General features: G+C 63.0%; 18 protein-coding genes, 1 tRNA gene and 3 pseudogenes. 9 read left to right on the top strand and 13 right to left on the bottom strand.

Annotation, left to right across the window (positions count from 1 at the left end; translation table 11 throughout):
* Positions 1–10: 10 nt before the first annotated feature.
* Genes xdhB through guaD form a run of 3 tightly spaced genes read left to right on the top strand, consistent with a single transcriptional unit; the run spans position 11 to position 4361 of the window.
* Positions 11–2314 carry a xanthine dehydrogenase molybdopterin binding subunit gene (xdhB, locus tag PE067_RS09720; RefSeq protein WP_276189184.1) on the top strand — a complete coding sequence of 768 codons (2304 nt, stop codon included), beginning with the start codon at positions 11–13 and terminating at the stop codon, positions 2312–2314.
* Positions 2311–3078, top strand: coding sequence for a xanthine dehydrogenase accessory protein XdhC (gene xdhC, locus PE067_RS09715; RefSeq protein ID WP_276189183.1), 768 nt, complete (start codon positions 2311–2313; stop codon positions 3076–3078). Before xdhB ends, xdhC begins: the two co-directional genes overlap by 4 nt.
* Positions 3075–4361 carry a guanine deaminase gene (guaD, locus tag PE067_RS09710; RefSeq protein WP_276189182.1) on the top strand — a complete coding sequence of 429 codons (1287 nt, stop codon included), beginning with the start codon at positions 3075–3077 and terminating at the stop codon, positions 4359–4361. Before xdhC ends, guaD begins: the two co-directional genes overlap by 4 nt.
* Before the next feature lie 90 nt (positions 4362–4451).
* On the opposite strand, the gene PE067_RS09705 is transcribed toward guaD, so the two are convergent.
* From PE067_RS09705 to PE067_RS09695, 3 genes are all read right to left on the bottom strand, one after another.
* Entirely contained in the window at positions 4452–5201 is a 750-nt protein-coding gene (locus PE067_RS09705) for a hypothetical protein (protein WP_276189181.1), read from the bottom strand.
* A gap of 499 nt (positions 5202–5700) precedes the next feature.
* Positions 5701–8049, bottom strand: coding sequence for a calcium-binding protein (locus PE067_RS09700; protein ID WP_276189180.1), 2349 nt, complete (start codon positions 8047–8049; stop codon positions 5701–5703).
* Positions 8050–8358: 309 nt separating this feature from the next.
* A complete protein-coding gene (locus PE067_RS09695; protein WP_276189179.1) occupies positions 8359–10206 on the bottom strand; it encodes a hypothetical protein in 1848 nt (615 codons plus the stop codon).
* Positions 10207–10295: 89 nt separating this feature from the next.
* Here PE067_RS09695 and PE067_RS09690 point away from each other — a divergent pair, with 89 nt between their 5' ends.
* A complete protein-coding gene (locus tag PE067_RS09690; protein WP_276189178.1) occupies positions 10296–11036 on the top strand; it encodes a hypothetical protein in 741 nt (246 codons plus the stop codon).
* Between the two features lie 263 nt (positions 11037–11299).
* Here the strand turns inward: PE067_RS09690 and PE067_RS09685 are convergent.
* From PE067_RS09685 to PE067_RS09670, 4 genes and pseudogenes are all read right to left on the bottom strand, one after another.
* Positions 11300–11614: pseudogene (locus PE067_RS09685) on the bottom strand (transposase); the annotation flags it as partial.
* Positions 11615–11730: 116 nt separating this feature from the next.
* A protein-coding gene (locus tag PE067_RS09680) for an IS5 family transposase (RefSeq protein WP_276188865.1) occupies positions 11731–12487 on the bottom strand; the annotation gives its coding sequence in 2 pieces (ribosomal slippage) (positions 11731–12157 and positions 12156–12487; 759 coding nt in all).
* A gap of 240 nt (positions 12488–12727) precedes the next feature.
* Positions 12728–12817: transfer RNA gene (locus tag PE067_RS09675), tRNA-Ser, on the bottom strand.
* A gap of 564 nt (positions 12818–13381) precedes the next feature.
* Complete coding sequence (locus PE067_RS09670) at positions 13382–13855, bottom strand: type II toxin-antitoxin system RatA family toxin (protein WP_276189177.1); 474 nt, start codon at positions 13853–13855, stop codon at positions 13382–13384.
* A 55-nt stretch (positions 13856–13910) separates the two neighbouring features.
* Here PE067_RS09670 and PE067_RS09665 point away from each other — a divergent pair, with 55 nt between their 5' ends.
* From PE067_RS09665 to PE067_RS09650, 4 genes and pseudogenes are all read left to right on the top strand, one after another.
* Positions 13911–14096: a hypothetical protein gene (locus PE067_RS09665; protein WP_276189176.1), complete on the top strand. Its 186-nt coding sequence runs from the start codon at positions 13911–13913 to the stop codon at positions 14094–14096.
* A gap of 63 nt (positions 14097–14159) precedes the next feature.
* Positions 14160–14690, top strand: a pseudogene (locus PE067_RS09660) (IS5 family transposase); the annotation flags it as partial.
* Entirely contained in the window at positions 14684–14914 is a 231-nt protein-coding gene (locus PE067_RS09655) for a transposase (protein WP_346429687.1), read from the top strand. The pseudogene PE067_RS09660 and the gene PE067_RS09655, both read left to right, overlap by 7 nt.
* 509 nt (positions 14915–15423) lie before the next feature.
* Positions 15424–16905 (top strand): LLM class flavin-dependent oxidoreductase, encoded by a 1482-nt coding sequence (locus tag PE067_RS09650; protein WP_276189175.1) that lies wholly within the window; start codon positions 15424–15426, stop codon positions 16903–16905.
* A gap of 73 nt (positions 16906–16978) precedes the next feature.
* Here the strand turns inward: PE067_RS09650 and PE067_RS09645 are convergent, their stop codons facing one another.
* The 3 genes from PE067_RS09645 to PE067_RS09635 form a co-directional block, all read right to left on the bottom strand.
* Positions 16979–17752: an ATP-binding cassette domain-containing protein gene (locus tag PE067_RS09645; protein WP_276189174.1), complete on the bottom strand. Its 774-nt coding sequence runs from the start codon at positions 17750–17752 to the stop codon at positions 16979–16981.
* Positions 17749–18804 carry an ABC transporter permease gene (locus PE067_RS09640; RefSeq protein WP_276189173.1) on the bottom strand — a complete coding sequence of 352 codons (1056 nt, stop codon included), beginning with the start codon at positions 18802–18804 and terminating at the stop codon, positions 17749–17751. Before PE067_RS09640 ends, PE067_RS09645 begins: the two co-directional genes overlap by 4 nt.
* 85 nt (positions 18805–18889) lie before the next feature.
* Positions 18890–19918: a sugar ABC transporter substrate-binding protein gene (locus PE067_RS09635; protein ID WP_276189171.1), complete on the bottom strand. Its 1029-nt coding sequence runs from the start codon at positions 19916–19918 to the stop codon at positions 18890–18892.
* Positions 19919–20041: 123 nt separating this feature from the next.
* Here PE067_RS09635 and PE067_RS09630 point away from each other — a divergent pair, with 123 nt between their 5' ends.
* On the top strand, positions 20042–21151 hold the full coding sequence (locus tag PE067_RS09630; RefSeq protein ID WP_276189170.1) for an ROK family transcriptional regulator: 1110 nt from the start codon (positions 20042–20044) through the stop codon (positions 21149–21151).
* A 575-nt stretch (positions 21152–21726) separates the two neighbouring features.
* On the opposite strand, the pseudogene PE067_RS09625 reads toward PE067_RS09630, so the two are convergent.
* The 3 genes and pseudogenes from PE067_RS09625 to PE067_RS09615 all read right to left on the bottom strand — a co-directional run bounded on the left by PE067_RS09625 (position 21727) and on the right by PE067_RS09615 (position 24258).
* Positions 21727–22658: pseudogene (locus tag PE067_RS09625) on the bottom strand (IS5 family transposase).
* Between the two features lie 145 nt (positions 22659–22803).
* Positions 22804–23745 (bottom strand): FecR domain-containing protein, encoded by a 942-nt coding sequence (locus PE067_RS09620; RefSeq protein WP_276189169.1) that lies wholly within the window; start codon positions 23743–23745, stop codon positions 22804–22806.
* Between the two features lie 3 nt (positions 23746–23748).
* The gene (locus PE067_RS09615) at positions 23749–24258 is read right to left on the bottom strand and encodes an RNA polymerase sigma factor (RefSeq protein ID WP_276189168.1); all 510 of its coding nucleotides are present in this window, start codon (positions 24256–24258) and stop codon (positions 23749–23751) included.
* Positions 24259–24533: the final 275 nt, after the last annotated feature.

Below are 24533 nucleotides of genomic sequence, written 5' to 3'. Positions count from 1 at the left end.
GATCACCGACATGAAACAGGATGTGGAAATCAGGGGCGCGGCACATAGCCCGATCCAGCATGATTCAGCGATCAAGCATGTGACCGGCCGCGCCGAATATACCGACGACCTGCTGGAACCCGTGGGCACCCTGCATGGCGCGCTTGGCCTGTCGCAATGCGCCCATGGCAAGATCACACGGATGGATCTGGACCCGGTGCGCAACGCCCCCGGCGTCGTCATGGTGATGACGGCGGATGACATTCCCGGCGCAAACGACGTCAGCCCGACGGGCCTGCATGACGATCCGATTTTTGCGCCCGGTCTGGTCCAGTTCTGGGGCCAGCCGATGTTCGCCGTCATCGCCGAAACCCGCGATCAGGCCCGCCGCGCGGCGGCGCTGGCCGATATCGAATACGAACCCCTGCCCCATGCGCTGGACCCGATTGCCGCGCGCGATGCGGGCATGGGCTATGTCACCGCGCCCCTGACCCTGAAACGCGGCGATGTCGCACCCGCCATGGCCACAGCCCCCCGCGTGATCGAGGGCCGCTTTCACGTCGGCGGGCAGGATCACTTCTACCTCGAAGGCCAGATCGCCATGGCCATTCCGGGCGAAGACGACGAGGTCATCATCAATGTCTCGACCCAGCACCCGACCGAGGTGCAGCATATGGTCGCCCATGCGCTGAACGCGCCTTCCAGCGCGGTCGTCGTGAACGTGCGCCGCATGGGCGGCGGCTTCGGCGGCAAGGAAACGCAGATGAACCTGTTCGCCTGCTGCGCCGCCATCGCCGCCAAGAAACTGCACCGCGCCGTGAAATTCCGCCCCGACCGCGACGACGACATGGAAGCGACCGGCAAGCGCCATGATTTCGTCATCGACTACAAGGTGGGCTTTGACGACAACGGCCGGATTCTGGCCGTCGAAGGCGACTGGTATGCCCGCTGCGGCTTTTCGGCGGATCTGTCCGGCCCGGTGACCGACCGCGCGCTGTTCCATGCCGACAACGCCTGTTACTACCCCGATGTCGAGTTGCGCAGCCATCCGATGAAGACGAATACGGTATCGAACACCGCATTCCGCGGCTTTGGCGGCCCGCAGGGCATCATCGCCGCCGAACGCATGGTTGAGGAAATCGGCTATGCGCTTGGCCGCGACCCCCTGGAAATCCGGAAACTGAACCTTTACGAAAACGGCCAGCTCACCCCTTATCATCAAGAGGTCGAGGATCAGATCCTGCCCCGGATCTTTGATGAACTGGAGGCCAGTTCCGACTATCACGCCCGCCGTCAGGCCGTGCTGGACTGGAACGCCAAAGGCGGCACGATCCGCAAGGGCATCGCGATTACCCCGGTCAAATTCGGCATCAGCTTTACCGCGACATGGTATAATCAGGCGGGCGCGCTGATCCATATCTACAGCGACGGCTCGATCCACCTGAACCACGGCGGCACCGAAATGGGTCAGGGCCTGAACACCAAGGTCGCCCAGGTCGTGGCCGAAGCGATGCGGGTCCCGATCGACCGCATCAAGATCACCAAGACGACCACCGAAAAGGTGCCGAACACCTCGGCCACGGCGGCGTCCTCGGGGACGGACCTGAACGGGATGGCGGCGCTGAACGCCTGCGAACAACTGCTGGCGCGGCTGACCGCCTTTGCCGCCGAAAGCCATGGCGTCACCCCCGATCAGGTCACCATCGGCGAAATCACCCGCATCGGCGACACGGAAATGACCTTCGCCGAATTCATCAAATCGGCCTATATGGCCCGCATCCAGCTGTCGGCCGCAGGCTTTTACAAGACCCCGAAAATCCACTGGGACCGCACCACCGGACGCGGCAGGCCGTTCTATTACTTTGCCTATGGCGCCGCCTGTTCCGAGGTTTCGGTCGATACGCTGACCGGCGAATATGTCATCGAACGCGCCGATGTGCTGCATGACGTGGGCCGCAGCCTGAACCCGATCCTCGACAAGGGCCAGGTCGAAGGCGCCTTTGTCCAGGGCACCGGCTGGCTGACCTGCGAAGAACTGTGGTGGGATGCCAAGGGCCGGTTGCGCACCAATGCGCCCTCGACCTACAAGATCCCGCTGGCCTCCGACCGGCCCAAGATCTTCAACGTCAATCTGGCCGACTGGTCGGTGAACCGCGAAAATTCAATCAAACGGTCCAAGGCCGTGGGCGAGCCGCCCTTTGTCCTTGGCATCTCGGTTTTCGAGGCTCTGGGCATGGCGGTCGCCTCTTTCGACGACTACCGCACCTGCCCGCGCCTTGATGCCCCCGCCACGCCCGAACGCGTGCTGATGGCCATCGAAAGGCTGCGCGGATGATTCTGGTCACGGTGTCCTCGGCAAGGGGTTCGGCACCCCGCGACGCGGGAGCCTGGATGGTGGTGACGGAACACGGCACGCGCGGCACCATCGGCGGCGGCCAACTGGAATACATGGCCATCGACCGCGCCCGCACCATGATCAGCAAGGGCGAAACCCGCGCCGAAATGGATGTGCCGCTTGGCCCCGAAATCGGCCAATGCTGCGGCGGAAGGGTGCGGCTTGAACTGTCGGATGTCGAGGCGACCCCACCCGAACCGGAAAGGCCCCATGTCCTGATCTTCGGCGCGGGCCATGTCGGCCGTGCGCTGGCCCGCGCCCTGTCCCTGCTGCCGGTGCAACCGATCCTGATCGACCAGCGCGCGGATGAACTGGCCCAGGCCCCTAATCTCGCGACCACGAACCTCGCGACCCGCCTGACCCCCCTGCCGGAAGCAGAAATCCGCACCGCCCCCCAGGGCAGCGCCTATGTCATCCTGACCCATGACCACGCGCTGGATTTCCTGCTGGGCGTCGAGGCCCTGAAACGCCCCGACGCCCCCTATATCGGCATGATCGGCAGCATGACCAAACGCGCCAAATTCATTCGCTTCGCCCGTGAAAACGGCATCGACCCGGGCCGCCTGACCTGCCCCATCGGCGCAGGTCCCGACCGTGCCAAACCCTGCCTCGACAAGCGCCCCGAAATCATCGCGGCCCTGACCGCCGCCGAGCTGATCACAAGGCTCACGACCCCGGTTTCTTCATCACAGAAATACCCATGAAACAGCTCATCCGCGGACGCCTTCTGACCTTTCACGCAGACCCGGCCACCACCGACGACAACCACCGCTATATCGAAGACGGGGCGCTGATCACCGAAAACGGCAAGATCACCGCCATCGGGGATTATGCCGATCTGGCCGATCCCGCGATCCCGGAAACCGATCATCGCCCGCATCTGATCCTGCCGGGCTTCATCGACACGCATATCCATTTCCCGCAGGTGCAGGTCGTGGCCAGCTGGGGCGCGCAGCTTCTGGACTGGCTGAACACCTATACCTTCCCCGAGGAATCGCGTTTCGCCCAACAAGGCCATGCGCCCCAGATGGCGAACCACTTCCTGAACCTGCTGCTGGCCCATGGCACGACCACGGCGGTCGCCTTCTGCTCCAGCCACCCGCAATCCGCCGAGGCGCTGTTTGCCGCGGCCGAATCGCGCAATATGGCGATGATCGCGGGCAAGGTGATGATGGACCGCAACGCCCCCGAAGCGGTGCTGGACACGCCCCGATCGGCCTATGACGACAGCCGCGCGCTCATCGAAAAATGGCACGGCCGCGGCCGCCAGCGCTATGCGATCACGCCGCGCTTCGCGATCACCTCGACTCCCGAACAGATGCAGATGGCCGGCCAGCTTGTCCGCGAATATCCGGATTGCCACATCCAGACCCATCTGTCCGAAAACCGCGACGAAATCGCCTATACGCTGGAACTCTATCCGCAGGCCCGCGACTATCTGGATATCTACGAAACCTACGGGCTTTTGTCCGACAAGCTGCTGCTCGGCCATTCCATCCATCTGGAACCGCGCGAAATCGCCCGCATGGCCGAAACCGGCAGCCGCGCGGTCTTCTGCCCGACCTCGAACCTGTTTCTGGGATCAGGCCTGTTCGACGAGGCGGGGTTGCGCGCGGCGGGCGTCACCTGCGGCATCGCAACCGATATCGGCGGCGGCACCAGCTATTCGATGCTGCAAACCCTGAACGAGGGCTACAAGATCCTGCAATTGCGCGGCCAGAAACTGCACCCGCTGACCGCCTTCCACTGGGCGACGCGCGGCAATGCCCTGGCACTTGGCATGGCCGACCGCATCGGCACGCTGGACCCCGGCACCGATGCCGATTTCATCGTCCTGAACGCAGGCTCGACCCCGGCCATGTCGCTGCGCATGGAACGCGCCGAGACCCTGGCAGAGGAACTCTTCATCCTGCAGATCATGGGCGACGACCGCGCCATCGTGCAAACCTATGTCGCGGGCCAGGCGATGCTGCCCATATCGTCATAATAGCCAGAATGCCAAAAAAGGGGAAACATGCGCAAACGCAAGCAATAGCATGCGCAAAGGCGTCAAGCGAAATCCGCGCAGGGCGCTGATTTAAATGAGCAGATCGGCGATGTCAGCGCGGGAATAGATCTTCGCGCTGCCGCCCGTCGGGCGTATTCCGCCGGCGTCCAGCCGTGCTCGAAGCTCGCTCCACCCCAGGCGTGCTGCAACGCCCAGAGGGCGAAAACTGATGAACCGAGCGTAGAATGCCTCACGGTCGGCGGCGCTCATCCGCAGCTGCGCCCCGCCTCGCGGCCCGCGCACCTGCTGGCACGACAGGTCATTTCGGCGAACAAAGGTCAGGAGCTCGCTCGGCCGTAACCCTTGGAAATAGGCAAAGGCATCCAACGAAGTCGTCTCGCGTTCCTGTCCGACATGCCCGAGATTCACCAAGACCGCAGCAAAACCCGACCGTTGGAGATATTTTCCTACCCGCACCATACGTCCTGATCGAATATCTTCAACGAGGTCGGGAAAGGTCGTTCGCAACCGAACAGCAGCCTCGGACAAGCTGCACCAATCATGCATGGCGACGTAGATCGGCTCGGCACCGAGTAGCAAATCATCGACAAGGTCCTGTGCGGCCCAAGCGCTCCAGCGCAGGTTATCAGTGCGCTCGAACAGCCCCGCATCCCGCGCCTGTGCAAACTGGTCCGCCCTCAACGACATGGCCTGCAGGAAATCGGATTCGTTCAGCCCCTGCGGGAACGCTGCCCGCGCCTCAGCGCGATCAATCAGCGTCCATCCCGATGAAGATCGATCACCAACTTTCAGTGCCGCGCGAACCTCAACCTCAGGCACTTGCAACAGGTGCGGTAATAATGTCCGTGGGGATAGTTCCCGTCGCAGTCACATCCAAAAGCATCCAAGGACACAGATCTCGCCCGGCTCGTTGAGCTACTCCCCGGAAATCGGACAGTGACGGAAGCTACGATCTGACGTTTGCTGGTCTCCAATGACGAGGAGATCAGGGATGCGGAAACGCAGGAACCATGACGCGGGCTTCAAGGCTCGGGTGCCCATGGCGGGTTGCCCCCCGCCGTGGTCTACTTCAACAGGATCGAAACCGACCGGCAGACACAGGCAGTAGCTTAAATATCCCCGAAATCTGTCCAAGGAGCGGGGAGTAGCTCTGTCCGTTTTCGAAGCCGTGAACCACGCAGAAAAAACGGAAATCAATGCATCCTGACGCTAGTGCGGCGATCCGAATGATCCCTGACGCTGATGCGCCGGGCGCACCGCCAGCCCCAATGGGATCTGCGAGCAGAAGGACACCTGCAACCAGGTGCCCCTGCTTATCTCAGAGAATAAAGCTGTTGGCATTAAGTTTTAGGCTGTCGTCCAACAAGATCGCCAGATCCGTTATGCGATCGCCATTCACATCGGCCACGATAAGGGTGCCCCCCGCAACACTACGATATGCCAACTCACCGGCATTTCCAGTAAAGCCGCCGGTGCCGATAAAGCTGAACGCCTGATTTCCAGCAACGGTGGTGCGGGCGTCCAATGCGCTCAGGTCAATACGGTCGCCTTGGGCGAAATTGAAGTCCGTGATGACATCCCGGCCGGATACGGCTGTAGTCGAGTCCGCAAGCGTTTGGAACACAAACATATCTGCGCCCGCTGAGCCGGTCATGCGATCTGCGCCATGCCCGCCGATAATACGATCCGCGCCGGCACCGCCGATCAGGATGTCATTTCCCAGTCCGCCATGCAGCGTGTCATTGCCCGCACCGCCCTGAACATTATCATTTCCCAATCCTGCGTAGATCAGGTTGCTCCCGGCATTGCCAACGATCTGGTTGGCCAGCGCATTCCCAGTGCCATTGAGATGAGCCATGCCAGTCAGCGTCAGATTCTCGACATTCGCTCCCAAAGTGAAGCTGACCGAGGATTGCACGCGGTCGACGCCCGCATTAAGCCCCTCAAGCACACGGTCACCAATATTGTCCACGATATAGGTGTCGTTGCCGGCGCCACCCTGCATGATATCGGCACCCAGCCCGCCATTCAGGATGTTGTTTCCGGCATTCCCCGATATTTGGTTGGCCAACGAATTTCCAGTGCCATTCAGGTTCGCAGTGCCGGTCAAGGTCAGGTTTTCGACATGTGCGCCCAATGTATAGTTGATCGCCGACAGAACGCGGTCAGTTCCTGCATTCCCGCCCTCGATCACAACATCGCCAAAATTCTCCACAACGTAGGTATCGTTCCCTGAACCACCCCGCATAGTGTCGGCACCAATCCCGCCGTTCAGGACATTGTTTCCGGTGTTGCCGACAAGCAGGTTAGCTAAGATATTGCCGCTGCCGTTGATATGACCCGAACCAGTCAGGGTCAGGTTTTCCACGTTGGCCTCGATCGCGCGGTTAAACGAGCTATGAACCGTATCGATGCCACCATCAGCGGTCTCGAATACCAAATCTCCCGGCGTGACATGGTAGATATCATCGCCCGCACCGCCGGTCAGCGTATCCACCCCACTTGTGCCGTAAAGCACGTCGCGACCTGCGCCGCCAGTGATACGGTTGTCATCGGTTACCCGGATCTCGACGACCTGCATGGTGCCACCGTCCGGGAAGGTCATGTTGCCGCTAAGTTCAATCACCAGATAGGCGGTTTCTGTCGCCTCCATCACCCCGTCGCGTGTCGCCGAGATGGTGAAGCTTTGCTGGCGCGTCGTCGGCATGGTCGAGGCGACGCTAAGATAGCCATTGCCCGACGTCGCCCCGATGTCGCCCGCACCTGCCGTGCCGCCCGAGGTGGTGGTGTAGTAGCTATAGTTGACCCAGTGGTTGGTCATGCCGACAAAGTTCAGCGCCAGATTGGCCGTCTGCCCTTCGCGCAGCGTAATCGTGTCGGGCAGTGCCGCGACATAGGTCGTTGGTGTGGGAGCTCGAGTGCCGACCAACTCAAACGAGGTGTCAAAGCCCAGTTCGCGCAGTTGGTCATTCGTATAGACCCGCCGATTGCCATATTCGTCGGTGATCCAGATCTGCTCGACATCGACGGTGCCAGAGTGGTTTGCGGCGATGATTTCCCGAAATGCACTGCCATTCACTTCGCCGGGGGAAAAGGTCACGTTATTAAAGCTGTAGCTGCCGACGGTGCCGTAACGAACCGTAATATCTCGGTCGAATATGATTGCGATATCGCTCACCTGATTTGTATCGCTGCCAACGGCCACAAACTCAGCCATGACATTGCCATCTCGCAGATCCACGCGATCGGGCAGGTGCAATGAGGTCAACTCGGGGGCCGTGGTGTCGGGATCAATGCTGCGAACAATGATCGAGGTATCAACGCCCATATCCCGCAAGGTTTCGCCCGAAATCGTGGTGCGATTGCCAAGATTGTCGCTGACTTCGACGTGGGTAATGTTCAGCGTGCCGCCGATATTATGCGGCAGGATCTGAGCCGTGTAACTGTGGCTGCCATCTTCCCAATCACCGCCCCAGCCATGAATGATCTGGAACGCATAGGCCCCGGTTTCCGTGGCCAAGGGGCGGTCGAAATAAACCGTGACCTGCTGGACGCCATCGGGGTCGCTGACGCTGGCTGCAAAGAGCGCCTGGATTTGCCCTGCACGGAGATCAAGCACCGAGGGCGCATCAAATGAAAGTAGGCGGGAAGGGCCGGTATCGGGCATAATTGCTCCAAGCAGATCGTTACTGTAAAATGGGAAAAGTTCGCAGATCGGTTTTGTTGACGTAGCCGTGGCACAATTCGCCGGGCAAGTTGTTCTTTCAGTCAGGTGATCGGGTGCGCGCGTCCTACTTGGCCAGCCAGCACGATGCGACTGGCAGCTCATTGTCAGAACAAATCGGCGACATGCCATGTGACAAGCGCTTAGGCCTGCCGATGCGTTGCCCCGATTTTTTGGCCAACGGCAACTTTGATCGACCCTATGGTGCAAGCGCTGCTGAGCTGCCCAATGTCAGCTATGGGGCTTTCGCGACTACGGCGGTAGGGTCAACATTGCTGCCCGTAACACATCCTCCAAGTCCTTGCGTGCATATAGCTGGCCGAAGTCCCTTCCGTCGACCTGAACCCGGGGCACCCGCTTGACCTTCAGCAGATGGCTAACCCCCTGCCACGCTCGGCCAAGCTCGGCAGAGAGGGTCAACAGTGTCGCATATCGCTGATGGAAAGCACGAAGGTCCGCCGGCGTGATGTATCGCTGCATCGCCCCCGAAGCCGGGTTTCGCAACTCCGTCGACGGGGTCAGCCCTAACATGACCAGCCGACGGGCTGCTGGCCAGCGCAGTCCAATGGCTTTCGCAAAGGTTTCCATATTCAGAAGATCGTCTGTGCCTGTGCGCGCGTCAATCAGGTCGTTCGTATTCACCATAAGGCTTCTATACCCGGCTGCCCCCCTTAGCTGGCCGAGGCGCGCGAGACGTCCATCGAGGCGCATCTGAAGGATTTCGCCAGGCGGCACACGAAGCCGCAATCCTGCAGCACTCACCTGCTCCCATTCCGGATCGCCGTTCGATACCTGAATCGCATCATGCAGAAAGCCAGACAAAAACGCCTGTGCCTCGTCCGGATCCCAAAGCGGGGCCAAGCCCTCGCCCTCGAAACTGGGCTTCAGGAACCCCGCCGCGCGCAGGGTATCGACCTGAGACTTGGACATGTTCAAGAGCACCAAGATATCCTTTAGCGTGACCGCCTTTGCAGCACTTGTCAGGAAGTCCTTAGCTTTGTCCGCGTCGAACAACTCCCAAGCCGCAAAGGTGCCCTGGCCGCGCGGCGTCACATACCCATTCGTTGCCAGCATCGCACGCAATCTGTCGCGAGGCACTCCCGTCTCCTTGGATGCAGTCACCACCGAATGCAGGCGCCGCGCCGGTAGGATTTCCCCAAGGACGGCTTCGGGAACCATCTGCCAGTCCGAAAAGATCAGCGTCTTTGTCAATCTGGACCCGCCCGCGAGATAGGGCAACGCAGGAGGCAGCCAGAGGCGGCGGTGCAGATCCGTCTGGCCCAGAACCTCGTCCATCAAGGCGCGCATCCGGCCATTGCCCGCCGGGATCGCCTCGAAACGGCGCCGCTTGTCGTCCGGCACCATCGCTCCCTTGCCGAGCCTGGCGAAACTCGCGCGATCAGGATGCGCCCTCAGCCTCCGGGTCAGGTCGTATTCGTTCATGAAACTGAACAGATAGGGCGCGGACTTCCAGTAATCGGCCCGATCATTGCCACCGATCCTGCTCGCAACGTCATGCACGGCGCGCGCCTGACGAAGATCGTTTTCCTCGACAGGGACCGGCAGGACACGGCGCCGGATGCCCGCGTCGCCGGTATCGGTCGATACCCGCTCGGTCCGGCTCATCACGCGGCGCAGTCGATCCTCGACCGCGCGTTTCGCCGGGCCCGCCGCCGGATCCAGCCCAACCCCGAATGCGCGAAGGTGGCTGCGGAAGTGGCGCATCTCCTCCCGCAGACCGGTGACGACGTTGCGCCCTTCTGCGCCATAGAGGACCGCGATGGTCTCGAGGAAGTCGGCGTGATGATCGCCGGCCTCCGTATCCTCTCGTGACAGGGTGAGCATTTTGTAGGGGGTCGCTGAGAGGAACAGGACATGGGCGCCGTCCGCTTCGGCCTGAAGGAAGCGGCGCATCAGGGCCTGAGCCTCGCTGTCGCCTTCGGTGAAAAGGTTACGGAAGCGCTGGAACTCGTCGAAGATCACCAGCTTCGGCCGCAGTGAGGTCAGTGCATGGCGACCAAGCCGTAGCAGCAACTCACGCACGATTGGATTGCGCTGCCAGCTGTCTTCCAGATCCGCGGTCCGAACGCGTTCCTCCATGCCGTCGGCCAGCAGGATGTCGGCGACGGCATCGCCAGGCGCTCTTCGACAGGGGCGAAGGTCAGCTCTGGCTGCGCCGCGGAGATCGCATGACGCGCATCGCGCACCGCGCGGTCGAAATCGCGGGCAGCCTTCTCCTCGCTCTGCAGCTCACGCGGCGTCCAATCATGCAGAAGAGGGCCAAGGCCATCCTCGCCGAGGATGCCAGGGTTCCCGTCATCCCCGATACCGCCAACAGTCGCCGTCTCGCCCCGAAGTGTCACGAAGATTTCGACATTCCGGGGGCCATTCGCCCCGAGGCCGGCGGCCGTCGCATTGCCGGACCCCAGCGTGATCCGAGTCTGGTCGCCCTCTTCGACGATGAACAGCTTGGCATGGAGGCCCGCGCGATCCTCGGGCGTCGCCACGGCTTCGGGGTCGGGTTGGTGCGACGAAACTCCAGCCAGTCGACCAGCCCGACCAGCGGCGCATTCACCTGCTGCCGTTTGCCCTGTTCCTCTCCCTCAAGCCGCAATGCCACGCCCCAGGATCGGTCGCGGGTCAGATTGCGCGACATGATGATCAGGCGCTGGCGCATGACAAACTTCGAGTTTCCTGAGTATCTCCTAGTCACGAGGCACAAGCCGCATGACACGGCGGACCTCTCCTTGCTGAGGGTGGAGGCACAGCTTGACGGCCGGATGGGCAAGGTTCCGCCACGCTTTATCGACCAGGCGGCGCTGATCTGCCTGATGGCACACTGCTCCGGATGCCCACAGCAAGGATGTCGTTCGACGAACATCTATTCGCGGTGCAGTCGATCTCGATCGATCTCGCCTCTTGCAAGGTGAAGCTGGCGGCTGCCGCCTGTGACGGCACCGATGTCTGACGGCATTCGATCTAATTAACCTTGCGACGCGGCTACCGCACCCGTGTGGGTACGCCCCCATTCCCAGCATTCGTTTTGACGAGCACGATGGAAGTTATGTTCGTCATGCACTGCCATACCGAGTCTGCGAGCGCCGTCAGCGAAACCAGAAAGTGAGGTGGGGTCGAGATGGGCGTTGTTGCGCAACTATCGCTTGAGGCGTGACTGCCCCTTCCCCCACTCAACTCAGGCTACGCGGACGATGTCGGCTGTGCCGAGGGCGTTGAAGCGGTTCATGAGTGCGACGCGGATGTGGACTTCGGCGGTCTGGCGATCCGGGTCTCTCGCCATGATGCGTTCGCCGAAGGATTTCAGGCAGCGCATCCTCGCCTCGATCCGGCTGCGGGCGTGGTATCCAGTCCAACGTTTCCAGAAAGCCCGACCGTAATGTCGGGTGGCGCGCAGGGTGTCGTTTCGGGCGCGTGCTGCCGGGCAATCTTCCTTCCACAGCCGCCCGTTCTTGCGGATCGGAATGATCGGGGTGGCCTCACGCGCGAGGATAGGCTTGAGTTCGATTTCAGTTCCACTTCGCGAATGCCACCGGCATCGAAGTGTTCAGCCCGTTTTCCAAGAAAATCATCTCATTTCAGACGCCTAGGGTCTGGACTCATTGAGTTTCAAAGCCAGTAGATGACGAGGGCAGCAAGTGCGATTGCTGACAAGAATACCTTGGGGCAACGGTCGTACCGGGTCGCCACACGCCTCCAATCCTTGAGCCTGCCGAACATGATCTCGATCCGGTTGCGCCGTTTGTACCGGCGCTTGTCGTACTTGACGGTTTTCTTCCGCTGCTTCCGGCCTGGGATGCAGGCGCGTATCCCTTTGTCTTTCAACGCTTCTCTGAACCAGTCGGCGTCATAGCCGCGATCCCCGAGCAGCCAATCGACATCCGGCAGGCTGCTCAGCAATGCCCGCGCGCCGATGTAATCGCTGACCTGTCCGGCAGTGACGAACAGGTTGAGGGGGCGCCCCTGGCTGTCGCAGATGGCGTGCAACTTGGTGTTCATGCCGCCCTTGGTGCGACCAATCAGGCGCCCACGCCCCCTTTTTCACGCCCATGCTGGTCGCGGTGCGGTGGGCCTTCAGGTAAGTGGCGTCGATCATCACGGTCTTCTCTTCGCCGTGCCCGGCCGCCAGACCCGCCATCATTTGGGCAAAGATGCCCTTGTCGCTCCACCGCTTCCAACGGTTGTATAGTGTCTTGTGCGGGCCATAGGCTGCCGGGGCATCGCGCCACCGTAAGCCATTGCGATTGATGAAGATAATCCCGCTTAACACGCGTCGATCATCGACGCGAGGCTTGCCGTGGGACTTGGGGAAGAAAGGCTCAAGACGCGCCATCTGCGCGTCCGTCAACCAAAAAAGATCAGACATGGTCACCGCTCGCTTTTCGAACCGTGAATCACGCCGCCAGTCGGAAATCAATGGGTCCTGAGCCTAGAGGCTAAGCACCAAATCGGCGCAGTCATGAGGTCCGGAGAATATCGGCCCTGAGAGACCGCTTTCGGGCCACCTGGCGGCAGCGGCAGTGCTCAGCCCCTCCCGCATAACCCTCGAAAACAACGGAAAAATCCGGCCGCAGCCGGATCGGGAGAACGCTTTCGCGAGGGCAAGTGGCGGAGACGAAGGGATTCGAACCCTCGATACCGTTCCCGGTATACTCCCTTAGCAGGGGAGCGCCTTCGACCACTCGGCCACATCTCCGCTGACCCGTATATGGATCAGGACAAGGAGAGACAAGAGCTTTCTGACGCCCCTTTTGCCGCGACGCTCGTGCGCCGTGACGCTGACGTCCAATGATTTGAAAAACAAGGTTCCGGGCCGTCTCCGGCGCTTGTCTGGCCGGTCTCATCACCGGATCGGCGCGCCGTCGATGGGGTGTCGTCGGCCGACGTCAGGGAATATTTTGCATGGCATAAAAGAGCTGTCAGCCTGTCGGGAGCGCCCATCGCTGACGGTTCTTGCACAAAGCGTTCGTGATCGAAACGAGCGTTCCGGCAACGATCCTGCAGCTTTTTGCAAGGCATCACAGGCGCAGGTTGCGACGAGTAGCAACCAATTCAGGGACTTGCTGATCTGGAGTAAACTTTAATAATATCAAAGCATTACGCAATATATCTTGGAATTTTATAGAAAAACCCCGTCACACACAGCAGAGGCTGCTGGCAGGGACGTAGTTCTGAAGGCCGGGCGATCACATGCCCGCTTTTCTTCATGCCAGCGGTCCCGACGGCCCGGCTGTCGCGCCCGCACTGAAGGACCGCAGGTTCAGCGACTGGTGCCGTAAAGTGCCTTGGCCCGGTCTTCGAAGGCGCGGACGATGCGCGACATGGCTTCGCCGAAGACGACGCCGATGACCTTGCCGCAGATGGCGTTGCGGAATTCGAAATCGACGAAGAAATCGACCCGGCAACCCGGTCCTGCGGGATCCTCGGGTCCAAGGTCGGTGAAATGCCAGCCGCTGCGCAGGTAGCTGAAGGGGCCGTCCAGATATTCGGTGTCGATGCGGTTTTCCGCAGGCCACAGCGTCACGCGGCTGCCGAATTTCTCGCGAAAGACCTTGAAGCTGATGACCAGATCCGCCTCGATCACCTCGGAGCCGTTGTCCTGGGGGCGGCGCGTGCGGATACGGGCCGCGCTGTTCCACGGCAGGAATTTCGGATAGCTTTCAACATCGGCTACCAGATCATACATCTGGGATGCGCCATAGGGCACGATGCGGCTGTCGCTGTGATGGGGCAAGGTGTGGTCCGTGACTCGACAGATTCATGGCGGAAACTAGCAGGAGAAGGGCTTGATGAACAACCTGGGATGGCTGATCCGCGCGTCGAGATGGGCGCGCAATCCGCCCAGTGCGAAAATGGTCGTGATGGTGCTGGCGATCATCGCCTTCGGGCTGCTGTTGCTGGGGCTGGAACATTTCGGGCTTTGGCCGGAATGGGCCACCGTCGAACGCCAGCCGCGAATCCGGTTGCAGAACTAGGCTCAGGACCCATTGATTTCCGACTGGCGGCGTGATTCACGGTCCGAAAAGCGAGCGGTGACCATGTCTGATCTTTTTTGGTTGACGGACGCGCAGATGGCGCGTCTTGAGCCTTTCTTCCCCAAGTCCCACGGCAAGCCTCGCGTCGATGATCGACGCGTGTTAAGCGGGATTATCTTCATCAATCGCAATGGCTTACGGTGGCGCGATGCCCCGGCAGCCTATGGCCCGCACAAGACACTATACAACCGTTGGAAGCGGTGGAGCGACAAGGGCATCTTTGCCCAAATGATGGCGGGTCTGGCGGCCGGGCACGGCGAAGAGAAGACCGTGATGATCGACGCCACTTACCTGAAGGCCCACCGCACCGCGACCAGCATGGGCGTGAAAAAGGGGGCGTGGGCGCCTGATTGGTCGCACCAAGGGCGGCATGAACACCAAGTTGCACGCCATCTGCGACAGCCAGGGCGCCCCCTCAACCTGTTCGTCACTGCCGGACAGGTCAGCGATTACATCGGCGCGCGGGCATTGCTGAGCAGCCTGCCGGATGTCGATTGGCTGCTCGGGGATCGCGGCTATGACGCCGACTGGTTCAGAGAAGCGTTGAAAGACAAAGGATACGCGCCTGCATCCCGGGCCGGAAGCAGCGGAAGAAAACCGTCAAGTACGACAAGCGCCGGTACAAACGGCGCAACCGGATCGAGATCATGTTCGGCAGGCTCAAGGATTGGAGGCGTGTGGCGACCCGGTACGACCGTTGCCCCAAGGTATTCTTGTCAGCAATCGCACTTGCTGCCCTCGTCATCTACTGGCTTTGAAACTCAATGAGTCCAGACCCTAGGCCCGCCTGCCCGCGCGTCGCGGCGCGGCGGGAATGTGCCGCTGGCCGGTGCCTCGCGGGCCGGAAGGCGGATCGCCGCCGGCGATCTGGTCCTGCGCGCCGATGCGGCCGACGCCATTCCGGGACCGTCACCGGCGCAATCCCCGCCGACATATGCGGCACGATCCGCTGCGGTGAAAACATGCGATTCCGGGCCATGTCCACCTGAACCGGGTCGCCCCGCCCCTGTGCGCCCGCAGATGATGGCCCCGCCCCCGGCCCCCCGCCAGCGCGACAGCGGCTTTCTTCTCCGCGCGCCGGGCGCGACAGCCGGTTTGCGCCATTTCGCCATGGTTTTTTGGAATGGCCCCAAGGGCCGGGTTGCCTGTAAATATCCCTATCAATCTGATCGTCTTTTCACGATGCATGAGCCCTGCCCCGCAAATCCCCCCGTGCGGCGGTCGGCTATCCCGAACAACCAAAGGGCGATGCCCTTTCAATGCCAAGGTGCGACCCGATGACAGGCCAAGCGACTCCGGAAACCGAAAAAAGCGCATTATCCTCAATGCTTTCGACATGACCTGCGTTGGCCATCAGGCGGCTGGCACCTGGCGTCACCCCGCAAGTCAGGCCGCGCGCTACAACGATCTGGAATACTGGACCAACCTGGCCACCGAGCTTGAGCGCGGGGCCTTCGATACCCTGTTCATCGCCGATGTGGTCGGCGTCTACGACATCTATCGCGGTTCTGCCGAGGCGGCCTTGCAGGATGCGGCGCAGGTGCCGGTGAACGACCCGCTTGGCGCGATCTCGGCCATGGCGGCGGTGACCCGCCACCTCGGCTTCGGGATCACCGCCGCGGTGACCTTCGAACACCCCTATCTGCTGGCCCGCCGCCTTTCGACGCTGGACCACCTGACAAAGGGCCGGGTCGCGTGGAACGTGGTGTCATCCTATCTGGACAGCGCCGCGCGCAATATCGGCATGGAACGCCAGATCGCCCATGATGCCCGCTACGATCTGGCCGATGAATATATGGAGGTCACCTACAAGCTGTGGGAAGGTTCGTGGGAAGATGGCGCCGTCCTGCGCGACAAGGAAAAGGGCATCTTCACCGATGCCGCCAAGGTCCATCCGATCCGGCACGAGGGCGAATATTTCAAGGTTCCGGGCTTTCACCTGTGCGAACCCTCGCCGCAGCGCACGCCGGTGATCTTTCAGGCCGGGGCATCGTCGCGCGGCCGCGAATTCGCCGCGCGTCACGCCGAGGCGATGTTCATTCTGGCCACCAGCCCCGAAACCGCGAAAAAGCTGACCGATGCCATCCGCAACGACGTCAGACAGGCCGGGCGCGACGCCGACAGCCTCAGGATCTTTGCCCTGCTGACCGTCATCACCGGCCCGACCGATGATGCGGCGCAACGCAAATATGACGAATATCTTGATTATGCCAGCCTCGAGGGCGTGCTGGCGCTGTATGGCGGCTGGACCGGGCTGGATTTTTCGACGCTGGATCCCGATCAGCCCCTGACCGCCGTGGAAAACGACAGCCTGCGCACGACACTGGAATCGCTTGCCGCCGATGGCGAGACCTGGACCGTGCGCGATGTGATCCGCAAACGCGCGATCGGCGGGCTTGGGCCTGTTCTGGTCGGCGGGCCGCAGAAGATCGCGGACGAGCTTGAAAAATGGGTCGATGAGGGCGGTGTCGACGGCTTCAACCTTGCCTATGCGATCACGCCGGCCTCGACCACGGATTTCATCGACTTCGTCGTGCCGGAACTGCGCAAGCGCGGCCGGGCGCAGACGGAATACGCGCCGGGCACGCTGCGCGAGAAACTGTTGGGCGACAGGGGCGGTCGGGTGCGCGACAGCCATCCCGCCGCGACATGGCGCAGCCATTACATCGGCCGCGAAAGCGTGGCCGACAGCTCGCGCCCGTCCCGGTTCGAAGGGATCAGCGCCCGCTATACCGAGGCGGCGGAATAGGATCCGGCAGCGGATCCCCCGCGCGCGCCCCGGCGGGCGATCCCGGTCGCCGCAAACCGCAGGGCATCCGATGTCAGGCCGCGACGCCTTCGGGCACCCGCGCGCCGGTCATATAGGCGACCGCATCCGACATCGTATGTTCCCGCGGGTTGATGACGCACAGCCGCCGCCCCAACCGGTGGATGTGGATCCGGTCGGCCACCTCGAAGACATGCGGCATATTGTGCGAAATCAGCACGATCGGAATGCCGCGCGAACGCACGTCAAGGATCAGGTCCAGCACCCGGCGGCTTTCCTTGACCCCCAATGCGGCGGTCGGCTCGTCCAGAATGATGACCCGGCTGCCGAAGGTCGCGGCGCGGGCCACCGCGACGCCCTGCCGCTGGCCGCCTGACAGGGTTTCGACCCGCTGGTCGATGTTCTGGATCGTCATCAGCCCCAGTTCCGTCAGTTTCTCGCGCGAGAAGCGATCCATCGCGGGCTTGTCCAGCATCCGGAACCAACGGCCCAGAACACCGGGGCGGCGGATCTCGCGGCCCATGAACATATTGTCCGAAATCGACAGCGCGGGCGACAGGGCCAGTGTCTGATAGACCGTTTCGATGCCCGCGCGGCGCGCCTCCAGCGGGCTGGCGAAACCGACCGGCTGGCCGTCCAGCCGGATTTCACCCTCATCGGGTTGTATGGCGCCGGATATCGCCTTGATCAAGCTGGATTTCCCGGCGCCGTTATCGCCGATCACGGCCAGGATCTCGCCGGGATAAAGGTCGAAATCGGCGCGGTTCAGGGCGGTCACGCGGCCATAGCGCTTGACCAGGTTGCGGGCGGAAAGCAGCGGTTCGGTCATGACGAAATCTTCCTGATCCATTGGTCGATGGCGACGGCGACGATGATCAGCCAGCCGGTCGCGAAAAGCTGCCACAGCACGTCCACACCGGCCAGCCGCAGCCCCGAATTGAAGACGCCGACGATCAGCGCCCCGATCAGCGGCCCGAGGATCGAGCCGCGCCCGCCGAACAGCGAAATCCCCCCGATCACCACGGCGGTGATGGATTCCAGATTGGCCTCGAAGAACGAGGTCGGGCTGACCGATCCCACGCGCCCGATTGATGACCACGCGGCCAGCCCGCAGATCACGCCCGCGACGATATAGACCGACATCAGCACCTGTCTGGTCTGGATGCCGGCCAGCGCCGCGGCCTCGGGGTCGTCGCCCACCGCATAGACGCGCCGCCCCCAGGCCGTCTTGTTCAGCGCATACCACAGCACCGCAAAGACGATCAGCATCAGCACGACGCCCCAGGTCAGCACCGCCCCCCACAGGTTGAAGCGTTCGCCGAACAGTTTCAGCAGCGGCGCCTCGGCGTCCAGGGTCTGGCTGCGGATGGTTTCGCGCCCCGACAGATAATAATTCAACGCAAGGAAGATATTCCATGTCCCAAGCGTGGTGATGAAGGGCGGCAGCTTCAGCCGCGTCACCAGAATCCCGTTCAGCATGCCGGTCATGCCACCACAGGCCAGCCCGATCAGGATCGCAATCGGGACCGGAATGCCGAAATCGACCGACAGCTTGCCCATGATGACCGAGATCATCACCATCACCGCCCCCACCGACAGGTCGATCCCGGCGGTCAGGATGACCAGCGATTGCGCGGCGGCCAGCGTGCCGACCACCGCGACCTGCTGCATCACCAGCGACAGGTTGAAGGCCGAAAAGAAATTGGGCGAGATCATCCCGAAGACGACCAGCGACAGGACCAGCACGATGACCGGGACCATGGTCGGATAGCGATGCAGGAAATGCTGCAGCCGTTGCACGGGGCCGTGGGCGTGGTGGTCGAACCGGGCCACCTCGTCGGCCGGGTTGCGTTCGACCACGGGGTCGGGACTGTCGGACATCAAAACACTCCTGAGGGCAAGGCGGCGCGGCGGGGTGCCCCGCCGCCGCGCCGGGTCTGTCAGGCGGGCAACGGGCCGGGGCGCGTCAGCCCCAGCACTGCGCGGTGCCGTCCTCGACGCTGATCGAAGGCACCCCGTCCACGGCTTCGCCCGTCACCAGATTGACGCCAGTATTGACGAAATCCAGCCCCTCGGAGGTTTCGGGCCTGGTGCCGTCCTTGGCGAAAGCCGCAATCGCCTCGATCCTGTGCGAGGCCATCAGCAGCGGATATTGCTGCGAGGTCGCGCCGATGATGCCCGCCGCGACATTTTCGACGCCGGGGCAGCCGCCATCGACGGAAACGATCAGCACATCCTGTTCCTTTCCAAATGATTTCAAGGCCTCATAGGCACCCGCCGCGGCCGGTTCATTGATCGTATAGACGACGTTGATATTGGGGTCGCGCTGCATCAGCGCCTCCATCGCGCCACGCCCACCCTCTTCGTTGCCCGAGGTGATCTCGTGGCCGACGATGCGCGCGTCGTCTTCATCGCCGATGACGTTTTCGTCTTTCACATCGACGCCAAAGCCTTCCAGAAAGCCCTGATCGCGCAGCACATCGACCGTCGCGCCCGCCGCCGACAGGTCCAGCATGGCGATCTTCGCATCCGCCGCCGCATCGCCCAACCTGCCCGCAGCCCAGTCCTCGATCAGGCGCCCGGCCTCACGGTTGTCGGTCGCGAAGGTCGCATCCGCCGCGTCGATCGGCTCCAGCGGGGTGTCCAGCGCGATGACCAGAATGCCCGCATCACGCGCCTGAGTGACGGATTCCACGATCGCCTTGGTATCCGATGCGGTGATCAGAATACCCTTGGCCCTCGCCGCAATGCAGCTTTCCACCGCCTGTTGCTGGGTTTCGTGATCGCCGTCGATCTTGCCGGCGAAGGTCATCAGCTCGATCCCCAGCTCCTGCGCCTTGGCCGTTGCGCCTTCCTTCATCTTGACGAAGAAGGGGTTGATGTCGGTCTTGGTGATCAGGCAGGCCTTGACCGGCGCCTGCGCCTGTGCCGCACCGGCAGCCAGAGCCAGTGCGGAAGCGGCCAGCGACAGGCGAAATACGGTCTTGATGGTCATGGCTGAATTCTCCTCCCAGATCTGCGGATCCCCTCGTCCGCTTCGATCCACAGAAAGCCCGATGAAAAGACGCTTGTCAATAAATCAATCATGTTGATTAATATGCGGAAGGAGGGCCACCACATGGCGAATGACAGCCCGGCACGCGATCTCAGCCGGAACGAACGGCTGATCCTGTCGCTGATCCGGCGGCATGGTCCGCTGGCGCGGACGGCACTGGCACAGCGCACGGGACTGTCGGCCCGGGCCATCACCAACCTGACCAGAAAACTGATTTCCGACGGTTTTCTGGATCCGGGCAAGGTGGTGCGCGGCAAGGTCGGCCAGCCATCGACCCCGCTGGCGCTGGCGCCGGACGGGGCGTGGTTTCTGGGGCTAAAGCTGGGGCGGCGCCTGATCGAACTGGCGCTGGTCGATTTCACCGGCGCGGTGCGGATGCACCGGCAGGAGGTCTGCCCCTTTGCCCACCCCGACCGGGTCATCAGCTTCGCGCGGCAGGGCATCGGCACCCTGACCGCCAGCCTGCCCGCCGAATCGCAGGGGCGCATCACCGGGCTGGGCATCGCCGCGCCGTTCCGGCTGTGGGATTGGGGCGACGAAATGGCGCCCTGGCGCGGCCGCGACCTGCGGGCGGAACTGGCGCGCGACCTGCCCTTTCCGGTCTTTCTGGAAAACGACGCCTCGACCGCCTGCGCGGCGGAACTGGTCTTTGGCCGCACCCCGCTGCCAGCGGATTTCCTGCATCTGTATATCGCGCATTTCGCGGGCGGCGGCGTCGTTCTGGACGGGCGGCTGCGGTTGGGTCCGCGGCGCAACGCCGGCGCACTCGGGTCGCTGCCGATGCCCGACGGGCGGCAGTTGCTGGAGCTTGCTTCGGTCGCGACGCTGGAAACACGGCTGGGCCATGCCCTGCCCCCCGACGATGCCGGTTGGAACGTCCCGCAGGCCATCGAGGCGGAATGGGTGGCAGAGGCCGGGCGCGCGCTGGCCTTCGCCGCGATGTCCGCGACGGCGCTTCTGGACCTGTCGCTGGTGGTGCTGGACGGCGCCGTGCCCGCCGCCACGCGCCTGCGCCTGACCGAGGCCACGCAGCACGCGCTGACCGAGATGCCCGCCGCCGGGATAGACCGCCCGCGCATCGTCGAGGGCAGCCTGGGCCGCAGCGCGCGGATGCTTGGCGCGGCCGCCCTGCCCCTGTCGCATTTCTTCCAGCCCGACGGCAAGCTGGGCTGATACCCCAAAGGCCTGCATTCGATGACGATCTGTGCCACGGGCGCCCTGCCCAGACCAGCATCCTGCGGGTATGGAGGACGCAACTGTCCGATACAGGCACTGATCGTCATGGCGGTGCGGGCGATCCGGAACCTGTTGCATCCGGCAAGGCCTACGGCGGGCGGCTGATCCGTGGGGTGGCCGGAGCGGGACAACAGGCGGATGGCTGGCTTGCCGCGCATATGAGGGCCGCGACCACCTGTGCCGGGCGCAGTCACCGGTCGAGGCCGATCATCGGGCGCTCAACCCGCGCCATCCGCGAACTACGGCGGTCGGGGTCCTGGGCGCCAACGTCATATCCGCGCCCTATATATCCGGCAGGTCCTGATATATACAGGCCCGCGATCAGTGATCCATACGCATGGAGTTCGCAATAGAACTCAGCACATCTCTCCCGCGACTGAGATCTCTGAACCGAGATGTACGATTTTCATGCAATCCGCTGCAATTCCCTTTACATATCATTGATTTTCTTTTGAATGGGCGTTGTTGCAGCAGTCAGGGTGTTGGCGCCGGTGCCCCTTTCCCCGTTTGTTTCATGCCACGCGTTCGATCTCGGCGGAGCCGAGGGCATTGGATCGGTTCATCAGAGCGACGCGGATATGGATCTCGGCGGTTTGGCGGTCCGGGTCTCTGGATGCGATGCGTTCACCGAATGCCTTGAGACACCGCATCCTGGCTTCGATCCTGCTTCGGGCGTGATACCCGACCAGCGCCTCCATATGGTCCTGCCCGGGCGTTGGGTTGCCCGGAGGATCTCGTTGCGGACAGCGGCGGCAGGGCAGTCCTGCCGCCATCGTCGTCCGTTCTTGCGTATGGGTATGACCGCCGTGCCACCGCGTTCGAGGATCGCAGTGTGGCAGCGTCTTGTGTCGAAGGCGCCGTCCCCGGTCACGGTGCCAATCTGCTCATCAGGTGGGATCTGGTCGAGCAGGTGAGGCAGAATGGGGCTATCGCCCTTGTCGCTGGAGGTGAATTCCACCGCCCGGATGTCACCGGTGACAGGGGCCATCGCCAGATGGACCTTGCGATACTGGCGTCGGCGGCGGGTGCCATGCTTGCGCGCCAGCCATTCCCCGTCGCCGGGGAACCTGATCCCCGTGCTGTCCACCAGCAGGTTCAGCGGCCCCGGTGCACGGCGGCTCGATATCTGCACTTCGATGCTCCTCTGCCTGCAGCTCAGGGTCGAAAAATCCGGAACCGGCCAGTCGAGCCCGGCCATCGACAGGATGCTCGCCACCATCCCGGTTGTTTGCCGAAGCGGAAGCCCGAACAGGACCTTCACCATCAGGCAGAACTGGATCGCGGCATCGGAGAACACCGGCGGCCGACCATTACGACCAGCCCTGGGCGCCAGCCACACCATGTCCTTGTCCAGCCAGATCAGCAACGACCCCCGACGCCTCAAGGCATCCTTGCAGGATGTCCAGTTCGTCCTGCGGTAGCGGCTGCGCTCAGGATTACTCATCCCAGGGGCGTAGCCCACTGGATTCACGATGGGAACCCCTCAGGGAAGAGAGTTCTGCAACAACGCCCAATGGCTGCCTCAACAACCTTTACGAATGGCGCGCGGGAATTTTCACCCCCATCGGAAAATTTATTTTCCCGCGCCCTCAAAGCGCGGTGACGACCGTCACCCAGTTCGAGACGCGGCGCAGTTTCGCGCCATGCGGGCTGACGGCGGCCAGCAGGGCGTCATCGGGGCGCGCCATGTCAAAGACCCCGCTGACCAGCCTGTCCCCCAGCCCCGGATCGGCGATCACCACGCGGCCGGGCATCCAGCGCGCAATGCGGGCAACCACCATGGACAGCGGTTCGGCATCGACCGTGACGATCCCCTCGCGCCAGGCCGAGGCGTCGGCCGGGGTCAGGCCGACCCTGCGGATGATGCGCCCGCCCCGATCCAGTTCCAGCCAGTCGCCCGCCGTCAGCGTGACCTCCTGACCGGCATGGCCGCCGATTGTCGCCGCGCCCCGGTCCAGCGCCACGGAAATCACGCCACCTTCCCGCGACAGGGCCAGTTCGGCGGCATGGCTGTCGATCCGCATATCCCCGCAACTCAGCCGGAAATCACCCGCGCCCGGGGCGATGCGGCACCAGATCATGCCCGAAAGCAGCGTCACGCCCCGCCGTTGCGCGGCAAAATCCAGCGCAATCGCACTGTCGGGGCCAAGGCTGATCCGGCTGCCGTCGGGCAGCGCGATATCGCGCAGTTCCGCGGTCGCGGTGACATGATCCGCCCGCGCGGTCAGGACCATGCCCGGCGCAAGCAGCCCGGCCCCGCCCGCCAGACCAAGGCCCAGCACCCCCAGCCCTGCCCCCACCCCCAGCACCTTGCGGCGGCTGGTGCCGCGATCCGGCGGCACAGGGGCCAGCAGGGCGCCGGTCATGCCGTGGATCTCGGCGATTTCCGACCATGCGCTGTCATGGGCGGGGCTGCGGGCGCGCCATGCGGCCAGCGCCTGCAGGGCGGCGGGGCTGTCGGGGTTGGCCTGCAGCCGGACGGCATGTGTCACAGCCTCTTCGAACAGGCTGTCATCGGGGGGCGTGGCCATGGCTCAGCCCTCGTGCAGGGTGTGGCGGATACGGCGGTATGCGTCATGGATCAGGGCCCAGCCCCGGCTGGTCGATATGCCAAGCTCTGCCGAAACCTCGGCGATGGTGCGCCCCTCGATCCGGTGCAGTTCAAAGGCGCGGCGGGTGCGTTCGGGCAGATCGGCCAGGGCCTTCGCCGTCAGTTCCAGCCGCTGGCGGTCATGGATGCGCTGTTCCGTCAGGGGCTGCGGGTCGGCGATCAGGTCAAGGTCGCGGGGCAGCATCGCGATCTGCGGCAACACCTTTTCGCGCCGCCACTGGTCGATCATCAGATTGCGCGCGATCCGCAAAAGCAGCGGCGAGGGATCGCGTCCGCCCTGCGGATCGGGCAGGCGCCGGTCGGTGTCCAGCAGGCGCAGAAAGACATCCTGCGTCAGATCCTCGGCCACATCCATCGCCACACCACGGCGGGTCAGCGACCGGGTGACGCGGGCTGCATGGCTGCGGAACAATGTCTGAATATCCCAGGTCACACGCCGATGTCCGTATCCCGATGAATGCGCCGCGCGCAGAATGCGTCATGTGCGGGCCGCACGCAACCGGGGCCCCGCGACGACCTGCGCGAAAGGACAGGTATGGCCGTGGCCATTTCTGGCAAGCTGCCCCGCGCGCATGCCCGGCAAAGGGGCAGCAACCGGCGCCCTGCCGGTTTGCCGCGACGACCCGCGCCGCTGCGCAAGCGATGACGGCGACGCCTTTCGTCAAGGACCCGGCCCGCGCCTGCGCCAGCCGGGTCACGGATATTTGC

This window comes from Paracoccus sp. DMF-8, assembly GCF_029309835.1.
Taxonomy (GTDB): Bacteria; Pseudomonadota; Alphaproteobacteria; order Rhodobacterales; family Rhodobacteraceae; genus Paracoccus.
This window is presented reverse-complemented; position numbering and strand designations above follow the sequence as displayed.